We start from the raw sequence: 18,969 nt of genomic DNA, 5'->3' as shown, positions 1-18,969 counted from the left end.
ATGGCTGGCCGCGTCGATGAGGTGATGAGCGCGATCCGTGAGCGCATCGCTGCGCGGACCTTGCAGCCGGGCGCCAAGGCCCCGTCGATCCGCGCCTTCGCCGCCGCCGCTGGCGTTTCCAAATCCACGGTGGTCGAGGCCTATGATCGGCTGGCCGCCGAGGGGGTGCTGGAGGCGCGGCGCGGCTCGGGCTTCTACGTCGCCGGCCGCAGTCCGCCGCTGGCCCTGGCCGAGCTGGGGCCGCGGCTCGACCGCTTGATCGATCCGCTGTGGGTTTCTCGGCAATCGCTGGAGGCCGCGCCTGGGACGCTGAAACCCGGCTGCGGCTGGCTCCCGAGCGACTGGATGCCTGAAGACGCCGTGCGGCGCGCCCTGCGGGGCCTGGCGCGGGCGCCGCACCCCAACCTGACCGACTACAGCCCGCCGCTGGGCGTCCCGACCATGCGCAGCCTGCTATCGCGGCGGCTGGCCGGGTTTGGCCTGGAAGCTCCGCCCGACCAGATCATGCTGACCGAATCCGGCGTCCAGGCGCTGGACCTCGTCTGCCGCTTCCTGCTGGAGCCGGGCGACACGGTCCTGGTGGACGATCCTTGCTACTTCAATTTCCAGGCCCTGCTGCGCGCCCATCGCGTGGAGGTGGTCGGGGCGCCCTGGACGCCGTCCGGCCCGGACCTCGACCAGTTCGAACAGATTCTGATCGCCCGCAAGCCGCGGCTCTACATCACCAATTCCGGCCCGCAGAACCCCACCGGGGCCACGCTTTCGGCAGTGACCGCTCACCGCCTGCTGAAGCTGGCCGAGCGGCATGACCTTCTGATCGTCGAGGACGAGGTCTATGCCGACCTTGAGGCCGAGGCCTCGCCGCGCCTGGCGGCCTTCGACGGCCTGGAGCGCGTGGTGGTCATCGGCAGCTTCTCCAAGACCATGTCGGCCGCTGGTCGCTGCGGCTTCGTGGCCGCCCGGCGGGAGTGGACCGAAGGCCTGATCGACCTGAAGGTCGCGACCTCCTTCGGTGGCGGCGGGCTGGCGGCCGAGCTGACCCAAGCGATCCTGATGGACAGCGCCTATCGCCGCTATCTGTCGTCGCTGCGAGAGCGGCTGGCGCGGGCGCGGGGCGAGACGCTGGCGCGGCTGCGTCCGCTCGGCCTGACGCCGTGGGTCGAGCCGGCGGCGGGAATCTTTCTCTGGATGCGGCTGCCGGACGGCCTCGACGGCGGCGAGATCGCCCAGCGAGCGCTGGCCGAAGGCGTCGTGCTGGCCCCTGGCGAGGCGTTCAGCGCCTCACGCGGCTGGCGCGGCTTCCTGCGCTTCAACGCCGCCCAGTCGGGCGAAGCGCCGATCTATGAGGTTCTCGACCGTGCGATCAGGCAGGCAGGCGCCGGGCGGTGACGATCTTCACCGGCTGGGCCAGCATCTCGCCCTTCATGACGCCCTCGCCGGCGGTCGGCGAGGTGGGGGCGGCCAGGATCTTCTGCACCATCTCCATGCCCTCGACCACCTTGCCGAAGGCCGCAAAGCCCAGGTTGTCGCCCGGCTGCTTGGGGTCGGCGTCCATGTAGGTCATGTCGCCGACGCAGATGAAGAAGTCCGAGGTGGCTGTGCCGGGGCTGGTCCGGCCCATGGAGATGGCGCCGTTGGTGTGGGAGAGGCCGGTCTTGGTGGTCGGCTCGTGAGCGATGGGCTTCAGGACCCTAGCCGGGTCGTTCTGCACCCCGCCCTGGACCAGGCCGAACTCCGGGGCGTTGGGCACCTTGGAGGCTCGATAGAAGGTCGCTCCATCGAAGCGCTTCTCGTCCACATAGCGAAGGAAGTTCCCCGCCGTGATCGGCGCCTTGTCGGGATAGAGCTCCAGCACGATGGGCCCGTCGGCGGTGTCCAGCCTTACCCGCACAGGGCCTGGAGCCTGGGCCTGGGCCAGGACCGGCGCCGCAACCGCTGCAGCCGCGCCGCCAAGAAAAACACGTCGCTTCATCGCACGCTCCCGAACTGAAGGGGCGAGCTTAACGCGCGTTGTTCGCATCGCAATCGCCGGCTAGCGCGGCTGTCGGGAGCGGATCTCAATTGTCGGGAAATTTGAAATCCAAGTGGCTCCCCGAGCAGGACTCGAACCTGCGACAAGTCGGTTAACAGCCGACTGCTCTACCAACTGAGCTATCGGGGATCACGTTGGAGGCGGCGATATACCCAGCGACGATCCGGCGTGCAAGCGCTCATATTGCGTTTGTCCACAGATCGCAAAAAGAGCCCGGCCGGAGCCGGGCTTCGAGAGAAAGTTCTGTGATGGTGGGTGTCTTCGATGAAGACGCCGGCGAGGTTCCGCCTGGATGGTTAAACGGGCATTAATGCTTCTTGGCGACCAATGGCCCCGCGACCCCGTAGGCCATCGACCCCGCCTTCGCCGGGGGCTACGAAAGGGCGGGAATTAAGGGTCCTCTTGACGAAATGCGTATTCATTTCACAGGGATAGCCGGCGCAGGCATGGCCGCGGTCGCGCTTCTGATGCGTGACGCGGGGCATCAGGTCTCGGGGTCTGACGAAGACGTGTTCCCGCCGATGTCCACCTATGTCGAAGGGCTGGGCTTTCCCTTCTACCGGCGATTCGACGGGGAGAATCTGCCGCAGGACCTGGACGTTCTCGTCCTGGGGGCCAGCGCCAAGCTGGGCGGTGAATCGAATCGTGAAGTCATTGCCGCCCGCGCGCGCGGCGTCCCGGTGACGACCTTTGCGGAGATGCTGGGCGAGGTGACCAGCCAGCGCCAGGTCACGGTCGTGGCCGGATCCTTCGGCAAGTCGACCTGCACCGCCCTGATGGCCCATATCCTGGTCGAGGCCGGCGCCGATCCGGGCTGGATGGTCGGCGCCATATCTCCGTCGCTGGAGGCCACCGGCCACTGGGGTTCAGGACCGGTGGTGATCGAGGGCGACGAATACATCCTCTCAGACACGGACCGGCGCTCGAAGTTCCAGCTCTACCGCCCGAGCGGCGTGCTGCTGACCTCGCTGATCCACGACCACGTCAACGTGTTCCCGACCTTCCCGGAATACGAGGCGCCGTTCCGCGACCTGCTGGCCAAATTGCCGGCGAGCGGCCTGGCCGTGATGCGCGAGCATCCGGCCATCCGCGCGATCGCCGGCGAAACCTCCGCGCGGGTGGTCTGGTACGATACCGCGCCTGGCCCAGGCTGGCATTGCCGCGACGTGGTCTTCAGCGAGACGACCCGGTTCGATCTGGTCGCGCCTGACGGGCGGGTGATTCCGCTCACAACGGGACTGCTGGGCGCTCATAACGTCGAGAACATCGTCGGCGTCGCGGCCTATCTCCTGGAACTGGGCCTGGTCTCTGAGGAATCGCTGACGCGCGGCGTGGCCAGCTTCGCCGGCATCCGGCGTCGCCTCGATCGGTTGACCAAGAGCTCCCGCATCCCCGTGATCGAAGGCTTTGGCAGCTCGTACGAGAAGGCGCATTCGGCCATCGAGGCCATGCAGTTGCACTATCCGGAGCGCCCGCTGGTGGTGGTCTTCGAACCGCACACCTTCAGTTGGCGCAGTCGCGACGCTCTGCCCTGGTACGATACGGTTTTCGAAGGCGCGTCCAGGGTGTTGATCTGCCCGCCGCCGGTCCATGGCGCGGCCAGCCACCATCAGTCGACCTACGAGGAGATCGTGGAGCGGACCGAGGCGGCCGGCTTTGCGGTCGAGAAGGTCACCACGGCGGAGGAGGCGATGGCCGCGCTCTCGGGCCTCAAGGGCGACGAGGCGGTGCTGCTGCTCTCCTCTGGTCCGCTGCTGGGCCTGCCCGACGCGCTGCCGGCGATGTTCGACCGGCTCTATTCCGAGCCGGCCTTCGCCTGAGGCCTATTCCGCCGCTTCCTTGAACTGGGCGCGCTTGGGTCCGAGGTAGCCGAACAGGAAGGCGGCCACCTTGCGCATCTGGATCTCCTCCGAGCCCTCGGTGATCCGATAGCGGCGGTGGTGGCGGTAGATGTGCTCGAAGGGCTTGTGCCGCGAATAGCCGATGCCGCCATGGACCTGCATGGCCTGGTCGGCGGCCTGGCACACCAGCCGGTTTGCCCAGTAGTTGCACATGGAGACCTTGTCGGAGATCTGCCGCTCGACCTCCTTGTGGTCCATGCGGTCGATCTCCCAGGCGGTCTTGCGGATCAGCAGGCGCAGCATTTCGGCCTGGGTCGCCAGCTCCACCAGCGGCCACTGGATGGCCTGGTTCTCGGCAAGGGCCTTGCCGAACGGCTTGCGGGCCCGGGCGTATTTGACGCTCTCCTCGATGCAGTAGACCGCGGCGCCCAGCGAGGAGGCCGCCTGGCGGATGCGGTTCTGGTGCACGAAGCTCTGGCCCAGGCCCAGGCCCCGATCGACCTGGCCCCAATAGCTGTCCTCCGGGATCCATACATCGGTGAACGACACCCGCGGGTGGTCAGTCGGCATGTTGAAGGTCCAGAGATACTCCTCGATCTTCACGCCGGGCGTGGCCATCGGCACGATGAAGCAGGTGATCCCGAGGGCGTCGCCGTCATTGCCGGAGGTGCGGGCGAAGACCATGACGTGGCTGGCCGCGTGCAGGCCCGTCGTCCACATCTTCTCGCCATTGATCAGCCAGCCGGGCTTGCCGTCCTTCTCGTGGCGAACTCCGCGGGTCTCCATGAAGGTCGCATCCGAGCCATGGTTCGGTTCGGTCAGGCCAAAGCCGGTGCGCATCTGGCCTGACAGCAGCTTGTCGCCGTCTCGCTCGTACTGCGCATTGGTGGCGAACGCCTTGAACATCAGGATGAAGGGGTTGTTGCCGACGATCGAGTGTTCGTTCTGTAGGTCGTTGTGCAGGCCTAGGCCTTTGGCGGCCAGGTGTTCGCGGATCACCGCCATGTCGAGGTTGGTGCCGTTCTTGCCGCCCATCTCCTTGGGCCAGGCGTAGCGAAGGTGCCCGGCGGCGTCGGCGCGGCGCCGCGCCTCGGCCAGCAGTTCTTCCCATTCCTTCTTCGGCAGGCCCCCGGCGTCCCAGTCGGTGCGCTCGTATTCGCGGCGGTGGTCGAAGAAGCGGATGTTGTCGTTCTCGTTCTCCAGCGGCTTGATCTCGCGCTCGATGAAGGCGTCGAGTTCGGCCAGATAGGCGGTCAGTTCAGGCGGCAGGCTGAAGTCCATGGCGATGTTCCTCCCGGGACGCCGGCTGTTTCCGCCGGCCTGGCTAGCAGCCTAATTCATGTCAGCACTTACGCCGGGTCAGGCCATCGCGAAGTCGGGTTGACGTCGCGGAGCCGTTTACAGGCGGTGAAAACAGCGCCCTGATCGCTCGCTCAAGGCCACGGCAAGAGGGCGAGATGTCAAACGAGGTGAGGGAGGCGCTGGAGGGCCTGGCTGGCCAGCTTGGCGGGGAGGGCGCGCGCGTCTCCGACCTGCAGAGGCTGTCCGGCGGCGCCAGCATGGAGACATGGGCCTTTGCGGTCGAGAGCCCGACCGGCCGCGAGGAGATGGTCCTGCGCCGTAGGTCCGCGCCCATGGACCCCGAGGCCAGCCGCTCGGTTTCGCTCGCTACGGAGGCGGCCCTGATCCGGGCCGCCGGCGCCCGCGGCGCGCCCGTCGCCCCGCTGGTCCATCTGGCCAAGCCCGAGGACGGCCTGGGCGAAGCCCACATCACCCGGCGCATCGCCGGCGAGACCCTCGGCCGCAAGATCGTCGGCGATTCGCGCTTCGAGGCGGTGCAGCCAAAGCTCGCCGGCCAGTGTGGCCAGATCCTGGCCCAGATCCACGCGACCCCACCGCCGCCGGGACTGAAGTCGGTGGGCGCCCTTGAGGAGCTGGCTCGTTACGAGGAGGTCTATCGCAATTCCGGCGCCGAGCGGCCGATCCTCGAACTGGCCTTCCAGCACCTGAAGAAGAATCCGCCGCCGCCGATCGAGCCTGTACTGCTGCACGGCGATTTCAGGAACGGCAACCTGATGATCGACCCCGACAAGGGCGTCGTTGCTGTCCTCGACTGGGAGCTTTCCCACTGCGGCGATCCCGCGGAGGATCTGGGCTGGATCTGCGTGAACTCGTGGCGCTTCGGGCGCGCCGACCGGCCGGTCGGCGGTTTCGGCCAGTACCAGGAGCTGCTGGATGGTTACGCCCAGGCAGGCGGGCGGGGCATTCCATTGTCGCGGGTGCTCTACTGGCAGGCCATCGGCTCGCTGAAGTGGGGCGTCATGTGCCTGATGATGTACGCCAGCTACGCGGGGGGCGGCGACGTCTCGGTCGAGCGGCCGATGATCGGACGGCGCGTGTCCGAGACCGAGATCGACCTTGTCACCCTTCTGGAGAACGGCCTGTGATCGAGCATCCCCGAGCTGAGGAACTGGTGGAGGCGGTCGCCCGCTGGATCGAAGGCGTGCGGCCGGGCCTTGCCCCGCGCGACGCCTTCCTGGCCCGGGTGGCCGGCAACGCCCTGGGCGTGGTGCGGCGCGAACTGGCCCAGGGGCCGACTGCGGAGGCCGCTGCCACGGCGCGGCTTGCGGCGCTGCTGGGGCACGCGGGCGATCATGGCGAGTTGACTGCGGAGCTTTGCGGCCGCCTGCGCGCCGGCGAGATGGATCGCGACACCCCTGGACTGCTGGCGGCCTTGAAGGCGAACATCCAGGACCAGATCGCCATCGACCAGCCGAGCTACGTTCCTGAGCCTGATAGCTGATCGCTTCTGGCGAAGCTCGTCGATCACCGTTAGGAGCGGCGGATGCTCAGCCGCAAAGACTGCCTGGACCTCGATCGCAGTGATCCCCTGGCCGCCCGCCGGGATATGTTCGACCTGCCTGAAGGCGTCATCTATCTCGACGGGAACTCGCTGGGCGCCCTGCCGCGCAATATCGGGCCGCGGCTGCAGGCCGCGGTCGCCGGCGAGTGGGGCAGGGACCTGATCCGGAGCTGGAACACCGCCGACTGGATCAACCTGCCGCGCCGCGTCGGCGCCAGGATCGCTCCGCTGATCGGAGCGGCCGCCGACGAGGTGCTCGCCGCCGACTCCACCTCGGTGAACCTCTTCAAGCTGGCGGCCGGCGCGCTGAAGCTGCGGCCCGGCCGGCGGGTGATCCTCAGCGAGCCGGGCAACTTCCCGACCGACCTCTATATCCTGCAGGGGCTGCGCGACTTCTTGGGCGAGGTCGAGTTGCGGGTGGTCGAGGCGGCGCGGATCCCGCAGGCGCTGGATGCGAGCGTCGCGCTGCTGGTCCTGACCCACGTCCACTACAAGACCGGCGCGGTCCATGACATGGCGGCCCTGACAGCCAGGGCCCATGAAGTCGGCGCGCTCGCCCTCTGGGACCTGAGCCATTCGGCCGGCGCCCTGCCGGTCGACCTGCGCGGCGCAGGCGCGGACCTCGCAGTCGGCTGCGGCTACAAGTACCTGAACGGCGGTCCCGGCGCACCGGCCTTCCTGTTCGTGTCCCAGGCGCTGCAGGCGCAGTTCCGCACGCCGCTTTCCGGCTGGATGGGCCACGCCGCGCCCTTTGCCTTCTCGGACGAGTACCAGCCGGCCGAAGGCATATTGCGCGGTCTCTGCGGCACGCCCTCGGTGCTCGGCCTCACGGCGCTGGAAGCGGCCCTGGACGTCTTCGATGGCGTCGATATGGCCGAGCTCCGCGCCAAATCGATGCGGCTGAGCGACCTCTTCCTCGACCTGGCGCTCGAGCGCTGCCCGGAGTTCGGCCGCGGCTCTCCGCGCGCGGCCGCCCAGCGCGGAAGCCAGGTGGCGCTGACGCACGCGCAGGGCTATCCCATCATGCAGGCGCTCATCGAGCGCGGCGTGATCGGCGATTTCCGCGCGCCCAACGTGCTTCGCTTCGGCTTCACGCCGCTCTATCTGCGCTATATCGACGTCTGGGACGCCGTCGATCGCCTGGCGGCCGTGATGGCCAGCGGCGAGTGGCGGCAGGCCCGCTTCAATGAGGTCTCGGCGGTCACATGACCGAAAAGCTGCATACCCCGCCAGCGATGAGCTATGGCGACTATCTGGGCCTGGACACCCTGCTGGCCAGCCAGAAGCCGCGCTCGGACGAGCATGACGAGTTGCTGTTCATCGTCATCCACCAGGCTTCGGAACTATGGCTGAAACTGTCGCTGCACGAGCTGCGGGCCGCGCGCGAGCACATCCGCGCCGACGACCTGGGGCCGGCCTTCAAGATGATCGCGCGCGTCAGCCGCATCCAGGGGCAGCTCATCCAGTCCTGGGACGTCCTTGGCACCATGACTCCCAGCGACTACCACGCGCTGCGACCATATCTCGGCCAGAGCTCGGGCTTCCAGTCGTTCCAGTATCGGATGTTGGAGTTCCTGCTGGGAGCCAAGGACGCCACGATGCTGCGGGTCCATGAGGGCACGGACGTCCATGCGCCCCTCGTGCAGGCCCTGGCCGAGCCGAGCCTCTATGACGAGGCGATCCGCCTGATTGCCCGCCGCGGCTTCGCCATTCCGGAAGCCGAGCTCAATCGCGACTGGCGCAGGCCGCACGTCGATAGCGCTGCGGTCGAGGCGGCCTGGACCGCTGTCTACCGGGATCCCGAAAAATATTGGGATCTCTACGAGTTGGCCGAGAAACTTGTGGACCTGGAGTTCCGCTTCCAGCAGTGGCGCTTCGCCCACCTGAAGACGGTGGAGCGCATCATCGGCTTCAAGGGCGGCACCGGCGGCAGCGCCGGGGCGGCCTATCTCGCCAAGGCGCTCGAGGGATCTTTCTTCCCTGAACTCTTCAAGGTGCGCACGGTCCTCTAGCCCCGCTAAGGAGTATACCGTAAGGGGCTGCGGTAGCGGCTTGGGCTATTAGCCGTGCATGGTGGGAGATGATCCGCTGATCACGTCGCAGAGCCTTTGGACCGGCGTGGTCCTGGCCATTCTCGGCGTTTGGGCGGGGGTGGCGGCGCAGGTGATGCTGGCTCCCCTGGCCGGTGAGAGCGTCGCGTTCCTGGTTTTCGTGCCGGCCGTCGTGGTGGCCTCGGCCTATGCGGGCGTCGTCACCGGGGCGACGGCGGCTGTCCTGGGGTTGAGCGCCGGCCTCTTTCTTGCCTATCGCAATCAGGGCCTGGGCGACGCCGACCTGATCAGCGCCTTCGTCTTCGCGGTCGTGGCCGCCGCGATCGTCTATGGCGGCGAGTCCTTTCAGCGTTCCCGGCGCAGGGCGGTGGCGATCAATCGCGACCTGGCCAGCCGCGAAGCTCACCTGCGGTCCATCCTCGATACCGTGCCCGACGCGATGGTGGTCATCGACGAGCGCGGCTTCATCCAGTCGTTTTCCAGCGCCGCCGAGCGGCTGTTCGGCTGGACGTCGGCCGAGATCATCGGGCGGAACGTGAACCTGCTGATGCCTTCGCCCTACCACGAGGCGCACGACGGTTATCTTGAGCGCTATTACCGGACCCACGAGCGCCGGATTATCGGCGTCGGCCGGGTGGTCGTGGGGCAGCGCAAAGATGGCTCCACCTTCCCGATGGAACTGGCGGTGGGCGAGATGCACACCGAGGACGGCCGCTTCTTCACCGGCTTCGCGCGCGACCTCACCGAGCGGCAGGCAACCGAGGCCCGCCTGCAGGAACTGCAATCGGAGCTGGTCCACATCTCGCGCCTCACCGCTCTGGGCGAGATGGCCTCGTCCCTGGCGCACGAGCTGAACCAGCCGCTCTCGGCGATGGCGAACTATCTCCGCGGTTCGGTTCGGCTGCTGGCGGCCGAGGAAATCCCGAGGGACCGGCTGAGCGACGCCCTGGACAAGGCCAGCGAGCAGACGCTGCGGGCAGGCGACATCATCCGCCGGCTTCGCGACTTCGTGGCCCGAGGTGAGACCGAGCGGCGGGTAGAATCGCTGCACAAGCTGATCGAAGAGGCCTGCGCCCTGGCCCTCGTCGGCGCGAAGGAGCACGGCGTGCGGGTGGAGTTCTCGTTCAGCCCGGCCGTCGATCTGGTGCTGGCCGACAAGGTTCAGGTACAGCAGGTGGTGCTGAACCTTATCCGCAACGCCATGGACTCGATGGTGGAGGGCGATCGCCGCAACCTGACGATCACGGTTGCGCCAGGCGAACCCGGCTTTGCCGAGGTTGCGGTCGCCGACACCGGTCCTGGCATCGATCCCGAGATCGCGGACCAGCTCTTCCAGCCCTTCTTCACGACCAAGCGGCACGGTATGGGGGTGGGGCTGTCAATCTGCCGCACTATCATCGAGGCCCATGGCGGACGCATCTGGGCCGAGGAAACACCAGGGGGAGGCGCGACGTTCCGCTTCACCCTGCACAGCGTAGGAGAAGAAGACCTCGATGGCTGACGTGACAGTGCATGTGATCGACGACGATCCGGCGGTGCGCGACTCCCTGGGCTTCCTGCTCGAGACCGCCGATCTGCATCCCCGGCTTCATGAGTCGGCCATCGCGTTTCTGGAGGTTCTGCCGGAAGTCCAGGCCGGCTGCGTGGTGACTGACGTGCGGATGCCGGAGATGACCGGCCTGGAACTGGTGCGTCGCCTGAAAGCGTCCAACTTCCGTCTGCCGATCATCATGATCACCGGCCACGCCGACGTGCCCCTGGCCGTCGAGGCCATGAAGGCCGGCGTCGCAGACTTCATCGAGAAGCCGTTCGACGACGACGCCTTCCTCTCCGCCGTCCGGATGGCGCTCAGCGCGGGCGAAAAGGACCGCCACGGCGCCGCGGAGGCGGCGGATATCTCGGCGCGCATAGCCTCGCTGTCGGGCCGCGAGCGCGAAGTTCTTGAGGGCCTGGTCGCCGGCCACGCCAACAAGGTCATCGCCTTCGACCTGGGAATCAGCCCGCGGACGGTCGAGATCTATCGGGCGAACGTGATGACCAAGATGAAGGCTGCTAGCCTTTCCGAACTGGTCCGCCTGGCGATGATCGCCGAGCGGGCCTGACGGGTCAGTGCTTGCCGCCCTTGCTCCAGATCGACACGCCAAACACCGCGATGGCGAAGATCGAGAAGGCGGTCACGACCATGTAGAGATAGGCGTCCTGGATCGACATGGCTGACTCCGTTGCTGTTAAGGCGACGGTGCTTCAACCTGGCCGGGTCTGAAAGTCGGGGACGGCCCTTAAGGGAATTCCCGTATGCGGCGCGGGCCAGCTTCGCGGCATGACGCAGCAGCACGCGGCCGGCTGGGACGCGGGCATCTGTCGCTGAAGCCAAGTTGCTGGAAAATTTGGAGGCCTGACCGAGAATCGAACTCGGGTGCACGGATTTGCAGTCCGCTGCGTCACCACTCCGCCATCAGGCCGCCGCCGGTCGAAACCGGGGAGGGCGGATGGCTAACAGAACAGCCCGCCGGCTGCAATCCTCTCTCACGGGCCGATTGCGTTCCCGTCAGCCCAGGACCTATAAGCGCGCCAGAGTTTTGCACCCCGCGTCTGCCCCGTCGAGGAAACATGGCCGCCGATTTCGTCGCCGCCCGGCTCAATATGGTTGAGAGCCAAGTTCGCACCAACGATGTGACCGACGTGCGGATTCACGACGCGATGCGGACGATCCCGCGTGAAGAACTGGCCCCGGCCGACAAATCCTTCCAGGTCTATGCCGACACCGACGTGGAGTACGCGCCCGGCCGATACCTGCTGCGCGCCCGGGAAGTCTCCAAGCTGCTGCAGGCGGCGCGTCCGCTGGAAGGCGAACAGGCCCTGGCGATCGCCGCGCCCTACGCCGCCAAGGTGCTGGAGTTCATCGGCCTGACCGTGACCCGCGTCGATGGGGAGGACCTGAAGGCCGTTCCCGGCGCTGGCTACGACCTGATCATCGTCGAAGGCGCCGTGACCCATGCGCCCAAGGCCTGGCTCGACGCCCTGACCCTCGGCGGCCGCCTGCTGGTGATCGAGCGTGACGGGCCGACCGCGAAGGCCGTGCTCTACGTACGGGCGGACGACGGCATCGGCCGCCGTGTGCTTTTCGACGCGATGGCCCCGATTCTTCCTGGCTTCGAACCGGAGGCCGGTTTTACGTTCTAGGTTGCAGATGCGCCGTAGGCGGATCGCCCGCGTGAAACACGCGCGAAACTTGGGTGTGAAAAAAGCTTAAGGTCCGGACCACTAGTCCGACGCAAAATAGCCGGTCATATAAGGCCGGGTTCACTACGCGGTTTCGGGGATAATCATGTTCACTAGTCGTCGCGGAGGATTGCTGGCCGCTAGCGCAGGACTTGCGCTGATCATCGCAGCAGCTCCGGCTTCCGCCGAAACCCTGGCCGAGGCGATTGCGCTGGCCTACGACTCGAACCCGACCCTGCAGGCCCAGCGGGCCACTCAACGGGCCCTGGACGAGAACTGGGTGCAGGCCCGCGCCGGCTACCGCCCGACCGTGCAGGCTCAGGCGGCGGCGAACTATACCGAGAACCGGGTTCCAGCCAATGCGCGCGCCGTCGACCGCAACGGCGACGGCGTCCCCGATCCGGTGGGAAGCGGGATCACTGAGGCGAACAGCGCCGGCGCGACCCTGTCCCTGAGTCAGCCGCTCTTCACGGGCGGCCGCGTCGCAGCGACCGTCTCGGCGGCGGAAGCCGACATTTTGGCCGGCCGCGAGCAACTGCGCCGGACCGAAGCCTCGGTGATGCAGGCCGTGATCCAGGCCTATGCCGATGTTCGCCGCGACCAGGAAGGCCTGCGGATCCGGCAGGAAAACCAGCGGGTCCTCCAGCGCCAGCTCGATGAATCGAAGGCGCGCTTCGAGGTCGGCGAGATCACCCGGACGGACGTCGCGCAGTCCGAGGCCCGGCTCGCTGCGGCCGATGCGCAACTCGCCTTGGCCCAATCCCAGCTCGCGTCCAGCCGCGCGACCTATGCGGCGGTCGTCGGTCAGAACCCCGGAGACCTGGCGCCTGAGCCCCAGCTTTCGGACCTGCTGCCAGCCGACATCTCCCAGGCCTTCGAGGCCGCGGAAAACAACAACCCGCAGGTCCGGCAGGCGAAATACGCCGAGCGCGCCAGCAACGCGCGTCTCGCCGGAGCCAAGGCCGAGCGGATGCCCAATCTCGGCGTGAGCGCCAGCCTCGGCTATAACGGCCCGGCCGAGCCGTTCGAGCGCGAGGACTACTCCCGTGCGGTCCGGGCCGGCGCTACGGTGACGGTTCCGCTGTTCACTGGCGGCCTGACCTCCTCGCGTATCCGCGCGGCGATGGAGCGCAACAACACCGACCGCATCAATGTCGAGGCGGCGCGCCGGTCGGTGATGCAGAGCCTGACCCAGGCGTGGAACCAACACGTCGCCAGCAAGTCCAACATCGTCTCGACCGACGAGCAGGTGAGGGCGGCTCGAATCGCCGCCGAGGGAACGCGGCAGGAGCAGCAGGTCGGCCTGCGCACCACGCTCGACGTCCTCAACGCCGAGCAGGAACTCCGTAACGCCGAACTCTCGCAGGTCTCGGCGCGCCGGGACGAGTTCGTCGCTGTCTCGCTGGTGCTGGCCCAGATGGGCCTGCTGGAAGCGCCGCTCCTGACGCCCGGCGTCACCCGCTACGACGCCAGCGCCAATTTCAAGAACAACCGCGTCACCTGGGGCTGGGTGCCCTGGGAAGAACCGATCGCGGTCGTGGACGGGGTGCTCACCCCGAAGGTCACCGAACAGCCTACCACCGCGGCTCCGCCGCCGGCGCCCGCGTCGAAATAGGGCGAACAATTTCGTCGCTCCGACCGTTGGAGCAGTGATTAGGCGCTTGCGCCGGTCGGAGGAAATTGCAGGATCACACTGTCACGCCCGCTGGGTGTGATGGATTCACTTTCGCACGAGCGACGGCTTCATATGTCCGAACAGACTTCGCAAGAACCGACGATGGAGGAAATCCTGGCCTCCATCCGGCGCATCATCTCCGAAGATGACGCGCCGGCGGACGCCGCTGCGCCCGTTGCCGAGGCGGAGCCGGAAGAGGCCGAGCCGGTCGAGGCGCCTGCCTTCACCCCGCTGACGGAAGACGAGGACGACGGCGTTCTCGAGCTGACCGAGAAGGTGGAGACGGTCGGCGATCTCGACGTTTATACGCAGGCCGCGCCCGAGGAGCCTGAACCCGAAGAGTTGGCCCCGGCCATCGACGTGGGCGATGGCCTGGTCGGTCCTATCGCGGCGACAGCCGCCGCCAGCGCCTTCGGTCAGCTTTCTGCGGCCATCCAAATGCCGGCCGAGGGGCGGACCCTCGAGGATGTCGTCCGCGAGTTGCTTCGCCCGCTGCTCAAGCAGTGGCTCGACGACAATCTTCCGGCCATCGTCCAGTCGACGGTCGACAAGGAAGTCGAGCGGATCGCCCGCAGCCGAGTACGCTAACCCAACCGGGTTCGCACCCATCACATCGCGAAAGTTACGCCCCGCCTGGCTGATCGCCCGAGCGGGGCGCATGGATTCCATGGCATCGTGCTTCCACCCCGATGCCCGAAACGGTATGCAGCGCCCAAATGCTTGAGAAGAACTTCGACCCCAAGTCCGCAGAGCCCCGCCTTTACGCCGCCTGGGAACAGTCTGGCGCCTTCGCGCCGACCTCCGATCCCGCGGCCGAGCCGTTCTCGATCGTCATTCCGCCACCGAACGTCACCGGTTCGCTGCACATCGGCCACGCCCTGAACAACACCCTGCAGGATGTGCTGACCCGCTTCGAGCGCATGCGCGGCAAGGCCGCCCTCTGGCTGCCCGGCACCGACCACGCCGGCATCGCCACCCAGATGGTGGTGGAGCGCCAGCTCGCCGCGGCCGGCAACATCGGGCGCCGCGACATGGGCCGCGACGAGTTCATCGCCAAGGTCTGGGAATGGAAGGCGCAGAGTGGCGGCACGATCACCAATCAGCTCCGCCGCCTGGGCGCCTCCTGCGACTGGAGTCGTGAGCGCTTCACCCTCGACGAGGGGCTGTCGGCGGCTGTCCGGAAGGTCTTCGTCACCCTGCACAAGCAGGGCCTGATCTATCGCGACAAGCGCCTGGTGAACTGGGATCCGCACTTCCAGACCGCCATTTCCGACATCGAGGTCGAGCAGCGCGAAGTCGACGGCCACTTCTGGCACTTCGCCTATCCGCTGGAGGACGGCTCCGGCGAGATCGTCGTCGCCACCACGCGTCCCGAAACCATGCTTGGCGACGTCGCCGTCGCGGTCCACCCGGACGACGAGCGCTACAAGGCGCTGATCGGCCGCGCCGTCCGCCTGCCGATCGTCGGCCGCCCGATCCCGATCGTCGCCGACGACTATGCCGACCCGGAGAAGGGCTCCGGCGCGGTGAAGATCACCCCGGCGCACGACTTCAACGACTATCAGGTCGGCAAGCGCAACAACCTGCCGCTGATCAACATCTTCACCGAGGATGCGAAGATCAACGAGAACGCCCCGGCCGAATATCGCGGCCTGGACCGTTTCGAGGCCCGCAAGAAGGTGGTCGCAGCGTTCGAGGAACTCGGCCTGCTGCGCGGCGTCGAGAAGACCCGCCACGCCGTCCCGCATGGCGACCGCTCCGGCGTCGTCATCGAGCCCTACCTGACCGACCAGTGGTACGTCGACGCCAAGGTCCTGGCCCAGCCGGCGATCAAGGCGGTCGAGGAGGGCAAGACCGTCTTCGAGCCTCGCCACTGGGAAAAGACCTATTACGAGTGGATGCGCAACATCGAGCCCTGGTGCATCTCGCGCCAGCTCTGGTGGGGGCACCGCATTCCGGCCTGGTACGGCCCCAAGGGCGAGATCTTCGTCGCCGAGACGGAGGAAGAGGCCAAGGCGCTCGCCCGCGAGCACTTCGGCCATGACGAACTGCTGCGTCAGGACGAGGATGTCCTCGACACCTGGTTCTCCTCGGGCCTGTGGCCGTTCTCGACCCTTGGCTGGCCGGAGCAGACCGCCGACCTGAAGCGCTTCTACCCGACCAGCACCCTGGTCACCGGCTTCGACATCATCTTCTTCTGGGTCGCCCGGATGATGATGATGGGCCTGCACTTCATGGGCGAGGTCCCCTTCGACCGGGTGTTCATCAACGCTCTCGTGCGCGACGCCGAGGGCAAGAAGATGAGCAAGTCCAAGGGCAATGTCATGGACCCGCTGGAGCTCGTCGACGACTATGGCGCCGACGCCCTGCGGTTCACCCTGACGGCCATGTCGGGCCAGGCTCGTGACATCAAGTTGTCACGTCAACGTATTGAAGGTTATCGCAACTTCGGCACAAAGCTGTGGAACGCCGCGCGCTTTGCGCAGGTGAACGGCTGCGCCCGCGCCGAAGGCTTCGACCCGAGCCAGGTCAAGAACGTCCTCAACCGCTGGATCGTCGGCGAGACGACCCGCACGGCCCAGGCGGTCACCAAGTCCTTGGAGGGCTGCAGCTTCGACGGGGCGGCCAACGGCCTCTATCGGTTTATCTGGAACACCTTCTGCGACTGGTACGTCGAGCTGGCCAAGCCGATCCTGAACGGCGCGGACGAGGCGGCCAAGGCCGAGACCCAGGCCACCGCCGCCTGGGCCCTGGACGTCATCCTGAAGCTTCTGCACCCGGTCATGCCGTTCCTCACCGAAGAGCTGTGGGCCCAGACCTCCGACCTCGGCGCGACGCGCAGCGAGGGCATGCTGATCACCGCCCGCTGGCCGCAGCTCGGCGACGAACTGATCGACCCGGCCGCCGACGCCGAGATCGAGCTGATCGTCACCGCCGTCAGCGAAGGCCGCTCGGTGAAGGCCGAGCTCAATGTCCCGCATTCGGCGCGGCCGCCGCTGCTGGTCATCGAGGCGAGCGACGCCCAGCGCGCGGTCTTCCAGGCCAACGCCGCGGTCATCGCCCAGACCCTGCGCATCTCCGAAGTACGCTTCGAGGACCACGCTCCGGAAGGCGCGATCCCCTTCGTGGTCAATGGCGCGACCCTGGCGCTGCCGGTGGCCGAGTTCATCGACCTTGCGGCCGAGCGCGCGCGCCTGGCCAAGGAAATCGCGGGCCACGCTTCCGACATCGCCCACGTGAACAAGAAGCTGGGCAACCCCGCCTTCGTGGCCAACGCCAAGGAGGAAGTGGTCGAGGAAAATCGCGAGCGCCTCGCCGAATCGGAAGCGGCCAAGGCCAAGCTGGAACAGGCGCTGGCGCGGCTCGAAGCCGTCGTCTGAAGCTCGGCGTCAGGTCTGGCGTGCGTTCACCGCCACGACCTGACGTCCGCGTCAAACGGACGTTTGCCTCAAGCGCTAGGTTATGCTTGTTCACCTAAGACGACGACGCGGGCGCGTGAAAACCCGTGCGAGCATTAGGAGAACGCCCATGACCGAGGCCGAACTGCCCAAAGGCTGGCCTGCCATGTCCATCGCCCAGGCCCACGCGCTGATCACTGCGCCAGGCACGCCCGCGGAAATGGAGACGGTCGAGATCCGGGGCGTCCCGACGCGGACGTGGAAGAACCTTCCGCCGTCGCTTCGCTCGATCGTGGAAGCCAGCCGCGCGCATGGCGAGAAGATCTTCCTCGTCTACGAGGACGAGCGCGTCTCCTTCGAGGCGTTCCATCGCGCGGTCGCCGCCCTGGCGGCCCAACTGGCGACGGACGGCGTGAAGAAGGGCGACCGCGTCGCCATCGTCATGCGCAATCTGCCCGAGTGGGTGGTCTCGTTCTATGCGGCCGCCTCGCTGGGTGCGATCGTCACCCCGCTGAACGCCTGGTGGACTGGACCGGAGCTCGAATACGGCCTCACCGATTCCGGCAGCAAGGTCGTGATCATGGACGCCGAGCGCTATGAGCGCCTGGCCGAGCACCTGCCCAACTGCCCCGAGCTCGTCCGCGCTTACGTGAGCCGCTCGGTCGAGGAGATCTCCCATCCCCAGGTCACGCACCTGGAAAGCATCCTGGGCGGCGCCAATCACTGGATCAACCTGCCGGACCAGCCGCTGCCCGCCGCCGAGATACTGCCCGACGACGACGCGACGATCTTCTACACCTCCGGCACCACCGGCCGGCCGAAAGGCGCCCTGGCGACCCAGCGCGCGGTCAACTCGAACATCATGGCTGGCGCGGTGGCTGGCGCCCGCGCCTTCCTGCGTCGCGGCGAGGCGCCGCCGGCGCCCGATCCGAATGCGCCGCAGCGTTCCTCGCTGATCTCGATCCCGTTCTTCCACGTGACCGGCTGCATGGCCGTGCTGAACACCAGCCTGTTCGGCGGCGCCAAGCTCGTCATGATGCACAAGTGGGACGTGATCCGCGCCTTCGAGCTGATCGAGCGCGAAAAGGTCCAGTCGGCCGGCGGCGTTCCGACCATCGCCTGGCAGCTCATCGAGCATCCCGCCCGCGCGAACTACGACCTATCCTCGCTGGAATCCGTCGCCTATGGCGGCGCGCCGTCCGCGCCAGAGCTGGTGCGCAAGATCAAGGAAACCTTCCCGAAGTCCGCGCCGGGCAACGGCTGGGGCATGACCGAGACCTGCGCCACGGTGACCACCCACGGCGCCGAGGACTACGCCAACCGCCCCGAAAGCTGCGGTCCGGCCGTTCCGGTCAGCGACCTGCAGATCCGCGACCCGGCCGACGGCGTGACCGTGCTGGCGCCGAACCAGGTCGGCGAACTCTGGGCTCGCGGCCCGCAGATCGTGAAGGGCTACTGGAACAAGCCGGAAGCCACGGCCCAGACCTTCCAGGACGGCTGGGTCCGCACCGGCGACCTGGCGCGCCTGGACGAAGAGGGCTTCTGCTACATCATAGACCGGGCCAAGGACATGCTGATCCGGGGCGGTGAGAACATCTACTGCATCGAGATCGAGAACGTCCTCTACGACCATCCGGCGGTCATGGATGCGGCCATCGTCGGCATTCCTCACCGGACCCTGGGCGAGGAGCCGGCCGCGGTCGTCACCCTGAAACCAGGCGCCGAGGCCACCGAGGAGGAACTGCGGGCCCACGTCGCCGAGCATCTGGCGGCCTTCAAGGTGCCGGTGAAGGTGCGGTTCTGGCACGAGACCTTGCCTCGCAACCCGAACGGCAAGATTCTCAAGAACGAGCTCAAGAAGCTCTTCGTGGAGGAGCAGGTCTGATC

General features: G+C 67.2%; 15 protein-coding genes and 2 tRNA genes. 13 read left to right on the top strand and 4 right to left on the bottom strand.

Annotated features, from left to right (window positions below; all coding sequences use genetic code 11):
* On the top strand, positions 1–1,389 hold the full coding sequence (locus ABID41_RS00325; protein ID WP_354296915.1) for an aminotransferase-like domain-containing protein: 1,389 nt from the start codon (positions 1–3) through the stop codon (positions 1,387–1,389).
* On the opposite strand, the gene ABID41_RS00320 is transcribed toward ABID41_RS00325, so the two are convergent.
* Positions 1,364–1,972: a peptidylprolyl isomerase gene (locus tag ABID41_RS00320; RefSeq protein ID WP_331931915.1), complete on the bottom strand. Its 609-nt coding sequence runs from the start codon at positions 1,970–1,972 to the stop codon at positions 1,364–1,366. The genes ABID41_RS00325 and ABID41_RS00320 overlap by 26 nt on opposite strands.
* Before the next feature lie 113 nt (positions 1,973–2,085).
* Positions 2,086–2,161 (bottom strand) — tRNA-Asn (locus tag ABID41_RS00315).
* Positions 2,162–2,442: 281 nt separating this feature from the next.
* On the opposite strand from ABID41_RS00315, the gene ABID41_RS00310 reads away from it, so the two are divergent.
* On the top strand, positions 2,443–3,852 hold the full coding sequence (locus ABID41_RS00310; protein WP_331931916.1) for a Mur ligase domain-containing protein: 1,410 nt from the start codon (positions 2,443–2,445) through the stop codon (positions 3,850–3,852).
* A gap of 3 nt (positions 3,853–3,855) precedes the next feature.
* Here the strand turns inward: ABID41_RS00310 and ABID41_RS00305 are convergent, their stop codons facing one another.
* Positions 3,856–5,154 carry an acyl-CoA dehydrogenase family protein gene (locus ABID41_RS00305; protein ID WP_331931917.1) on the bottom strand — a complete coding sequence of 433 codons (1,299 nt, stop codon included), beginning with the start codon at positions 5,152–5,154 and terminating at the stop codon, positions 3,856–3,858.
* A 176-nt stretch (positions 5,155–5,330) separates the two neighbouring features.
* On the opposite strand from ABID41_RS00305, the gene ABID41_RS00300 reads away from it, so the two are divergent.
* Genes ABID41_RS00300 through fixJ form a run of 6 tightly spaced genes read left to right on the top strand, consistent with a single transcriptional unit; the run spans position 5,331 to position 10,889 of the window.
* Positions 5,331–6,320: a phosphotransferase family protein gene (locus ABID41_RS00300; RefSeq protein WP_354296911.1), complete on the top strand. Its 990-nt coding sequence runs from the start codon at positions 5,331–5,333 to the stop codon at positions 6,318–6,320.
* Complete coding sequence (locus tag ABID41_RS00295) at positions 6,317–6,676, top strand: DUF6285 domain-containing protein (RefSeq protein WP_331929315.1); 360 nt, start codon at positions 6,317–6,319, stop codon at positions 6,674–6,676. The genes ABID41_RS00300 and ABID41_RS00295 overlap by 4 nt, the downstream gene beginning before the upstream one ends.
* Before the next feature lie 42 nt (positions 6,677–6,718).
* Positions 6,719–7,945 (top strand): kynureninase, encoded by a 1,227-nt coding sequence (gene kynU / locus ABID41_RS00290; protein ID WP_331929317.1) that lies wholly within the window; start codon positions 6,719–6,721, stop codon positions 7,943–7,945.
* Positions 7,942–8,748 carry a tryptophan 2,3-dioxygenase gene (gene kynA, locus ABID41_RS00285; RefSeq protein ID WP_331929319.1) on the top strand — a complete coding sequence of 269 codons (807 nt, stop codon included), beginning with the start codon at positions 7,942–7,944 and terminating at the stop codon, positions 8,746–8,748. The genes kynU and kynA overlap by 4 nt, the downstream gene beginning before the upstream one ends.
* A gap of 58 nt (positions 8,749–8,806) precedes the next feature.
* The gene (locus ABID41_RS00280; protein ID WP_331929321.1) at positions 8,807–10,288 is read left to right on the top strand and encodes a PAS domain S-box protein; all 1,482 of its coding nucleotides are present in this window, start codon (positions 8,807–8,809) and stop codon (positions 10,286–10,288) included.
* The gene (fixJ, locus tag ABID41_RS00275; protein WP_331929323.1) at positions 10,281–10,889 is read left to right on the top strand and encodes a response regulator FixJ; all 609 of its coding nucleotides are present in this window, start codon (positions 10,281–10,283) and stop codon (positions 10,887–10,889) included. The genes ABID41_RS00280 and fixJ overlap by 8 nt, the downstream gene beginning before the upstream one ends.
* A 286-nt stretch (positions 10,890–11,175) precedes the next feature.
* Here the strand turns inward: fixJ and ABID41_RS00270 are convergent.
* A tRNA-Cys gene (locus tag ABID41_RS00270) sits at positions 11,176–11,249 on the bottom strand.
* 148 nt (positions 11,250–11,397) lie between these two features.
* On the opposite strand from ABID41_RS00270, the gene ABID41_RS00265 reads away from it, so the two are divergent.
* From ABID41_RS00265 to ABID41_RS00245, 5 genes are all read left to right on the top strand, one after another.
* Positions 11,398–11,970, top strand: a complete 573-nt coding sequence (locus ABID41_RS00265) for a protein-L-isoaspartate O-methyltransferase family protein (RefSeq protein WP_331929325.1) — start codon at positions 11,398–11,400, stop codon at positions 11,968–11,970.
* Between the two features lie 145 nt (positions 11,971–12,115).
* Positions 12,116–13,624: a TolC family outer membrane protein gene (locus tag ABID41_RS00260; protein WP_331929327.1), complete on the top strand. Its 1,509-nt coding sequence runs from the start codon at positions 12,116–12,118 to the stop codon at positions 13,622–13,624.
* Between the two features lie 132 nt (positions 13,625–13,756).
* Complete coding sequence (locus ABID41_RS00255) at positions 13,757–14,272, top strand: DUF2497 domain-containing protein (protein ID WP_331929329.1); 516 nt, start codon at positions 13,757–13,759, stop codon at positions 14,270–14,272.
* Between the two features lie 128 nt (positions 14,273–14,400).
* Positions 14,401–17,064 carry a valine--tRNA ligase gene (locus tag ABID41_RS00250; protein ID WP_331929330.1) on the top strand — a complete coding sequence of 888 codons (2,664 nt, stop codon included), beginning with the start codon at positions 14,401–14,403 and terminating at the stop codon, positions 17,062–17,064.
* 148 nt (positions 17,065–17,212) lie between these two features.
* Positions 17,213–18,967, top strand: coding sequence for a class I adenylate-forming enzyme family protein (locus ABID41_RS00245; RefSeq protein WP_331929331.1), 1,755 nt, complete (start codon positions 17,213–17,215; stop codon positions 18,965–18,967).
* Positions 18,968–18,969 lie beyond the last annotated feature (2 nt).

This window comes from Phenylobacterium koreense (assembly GCF_040545335.1).
Classification (GTDB): Bacteria; Pseudomonadota; Alphaproteobacteria; order Caulobacterales; family Caulobacteraceae; genus Phenylobacterium; species Phenylobacterium koreense.
This window is presented reverse-complemented; position numbering and strand designations above follow the sequence as displayed.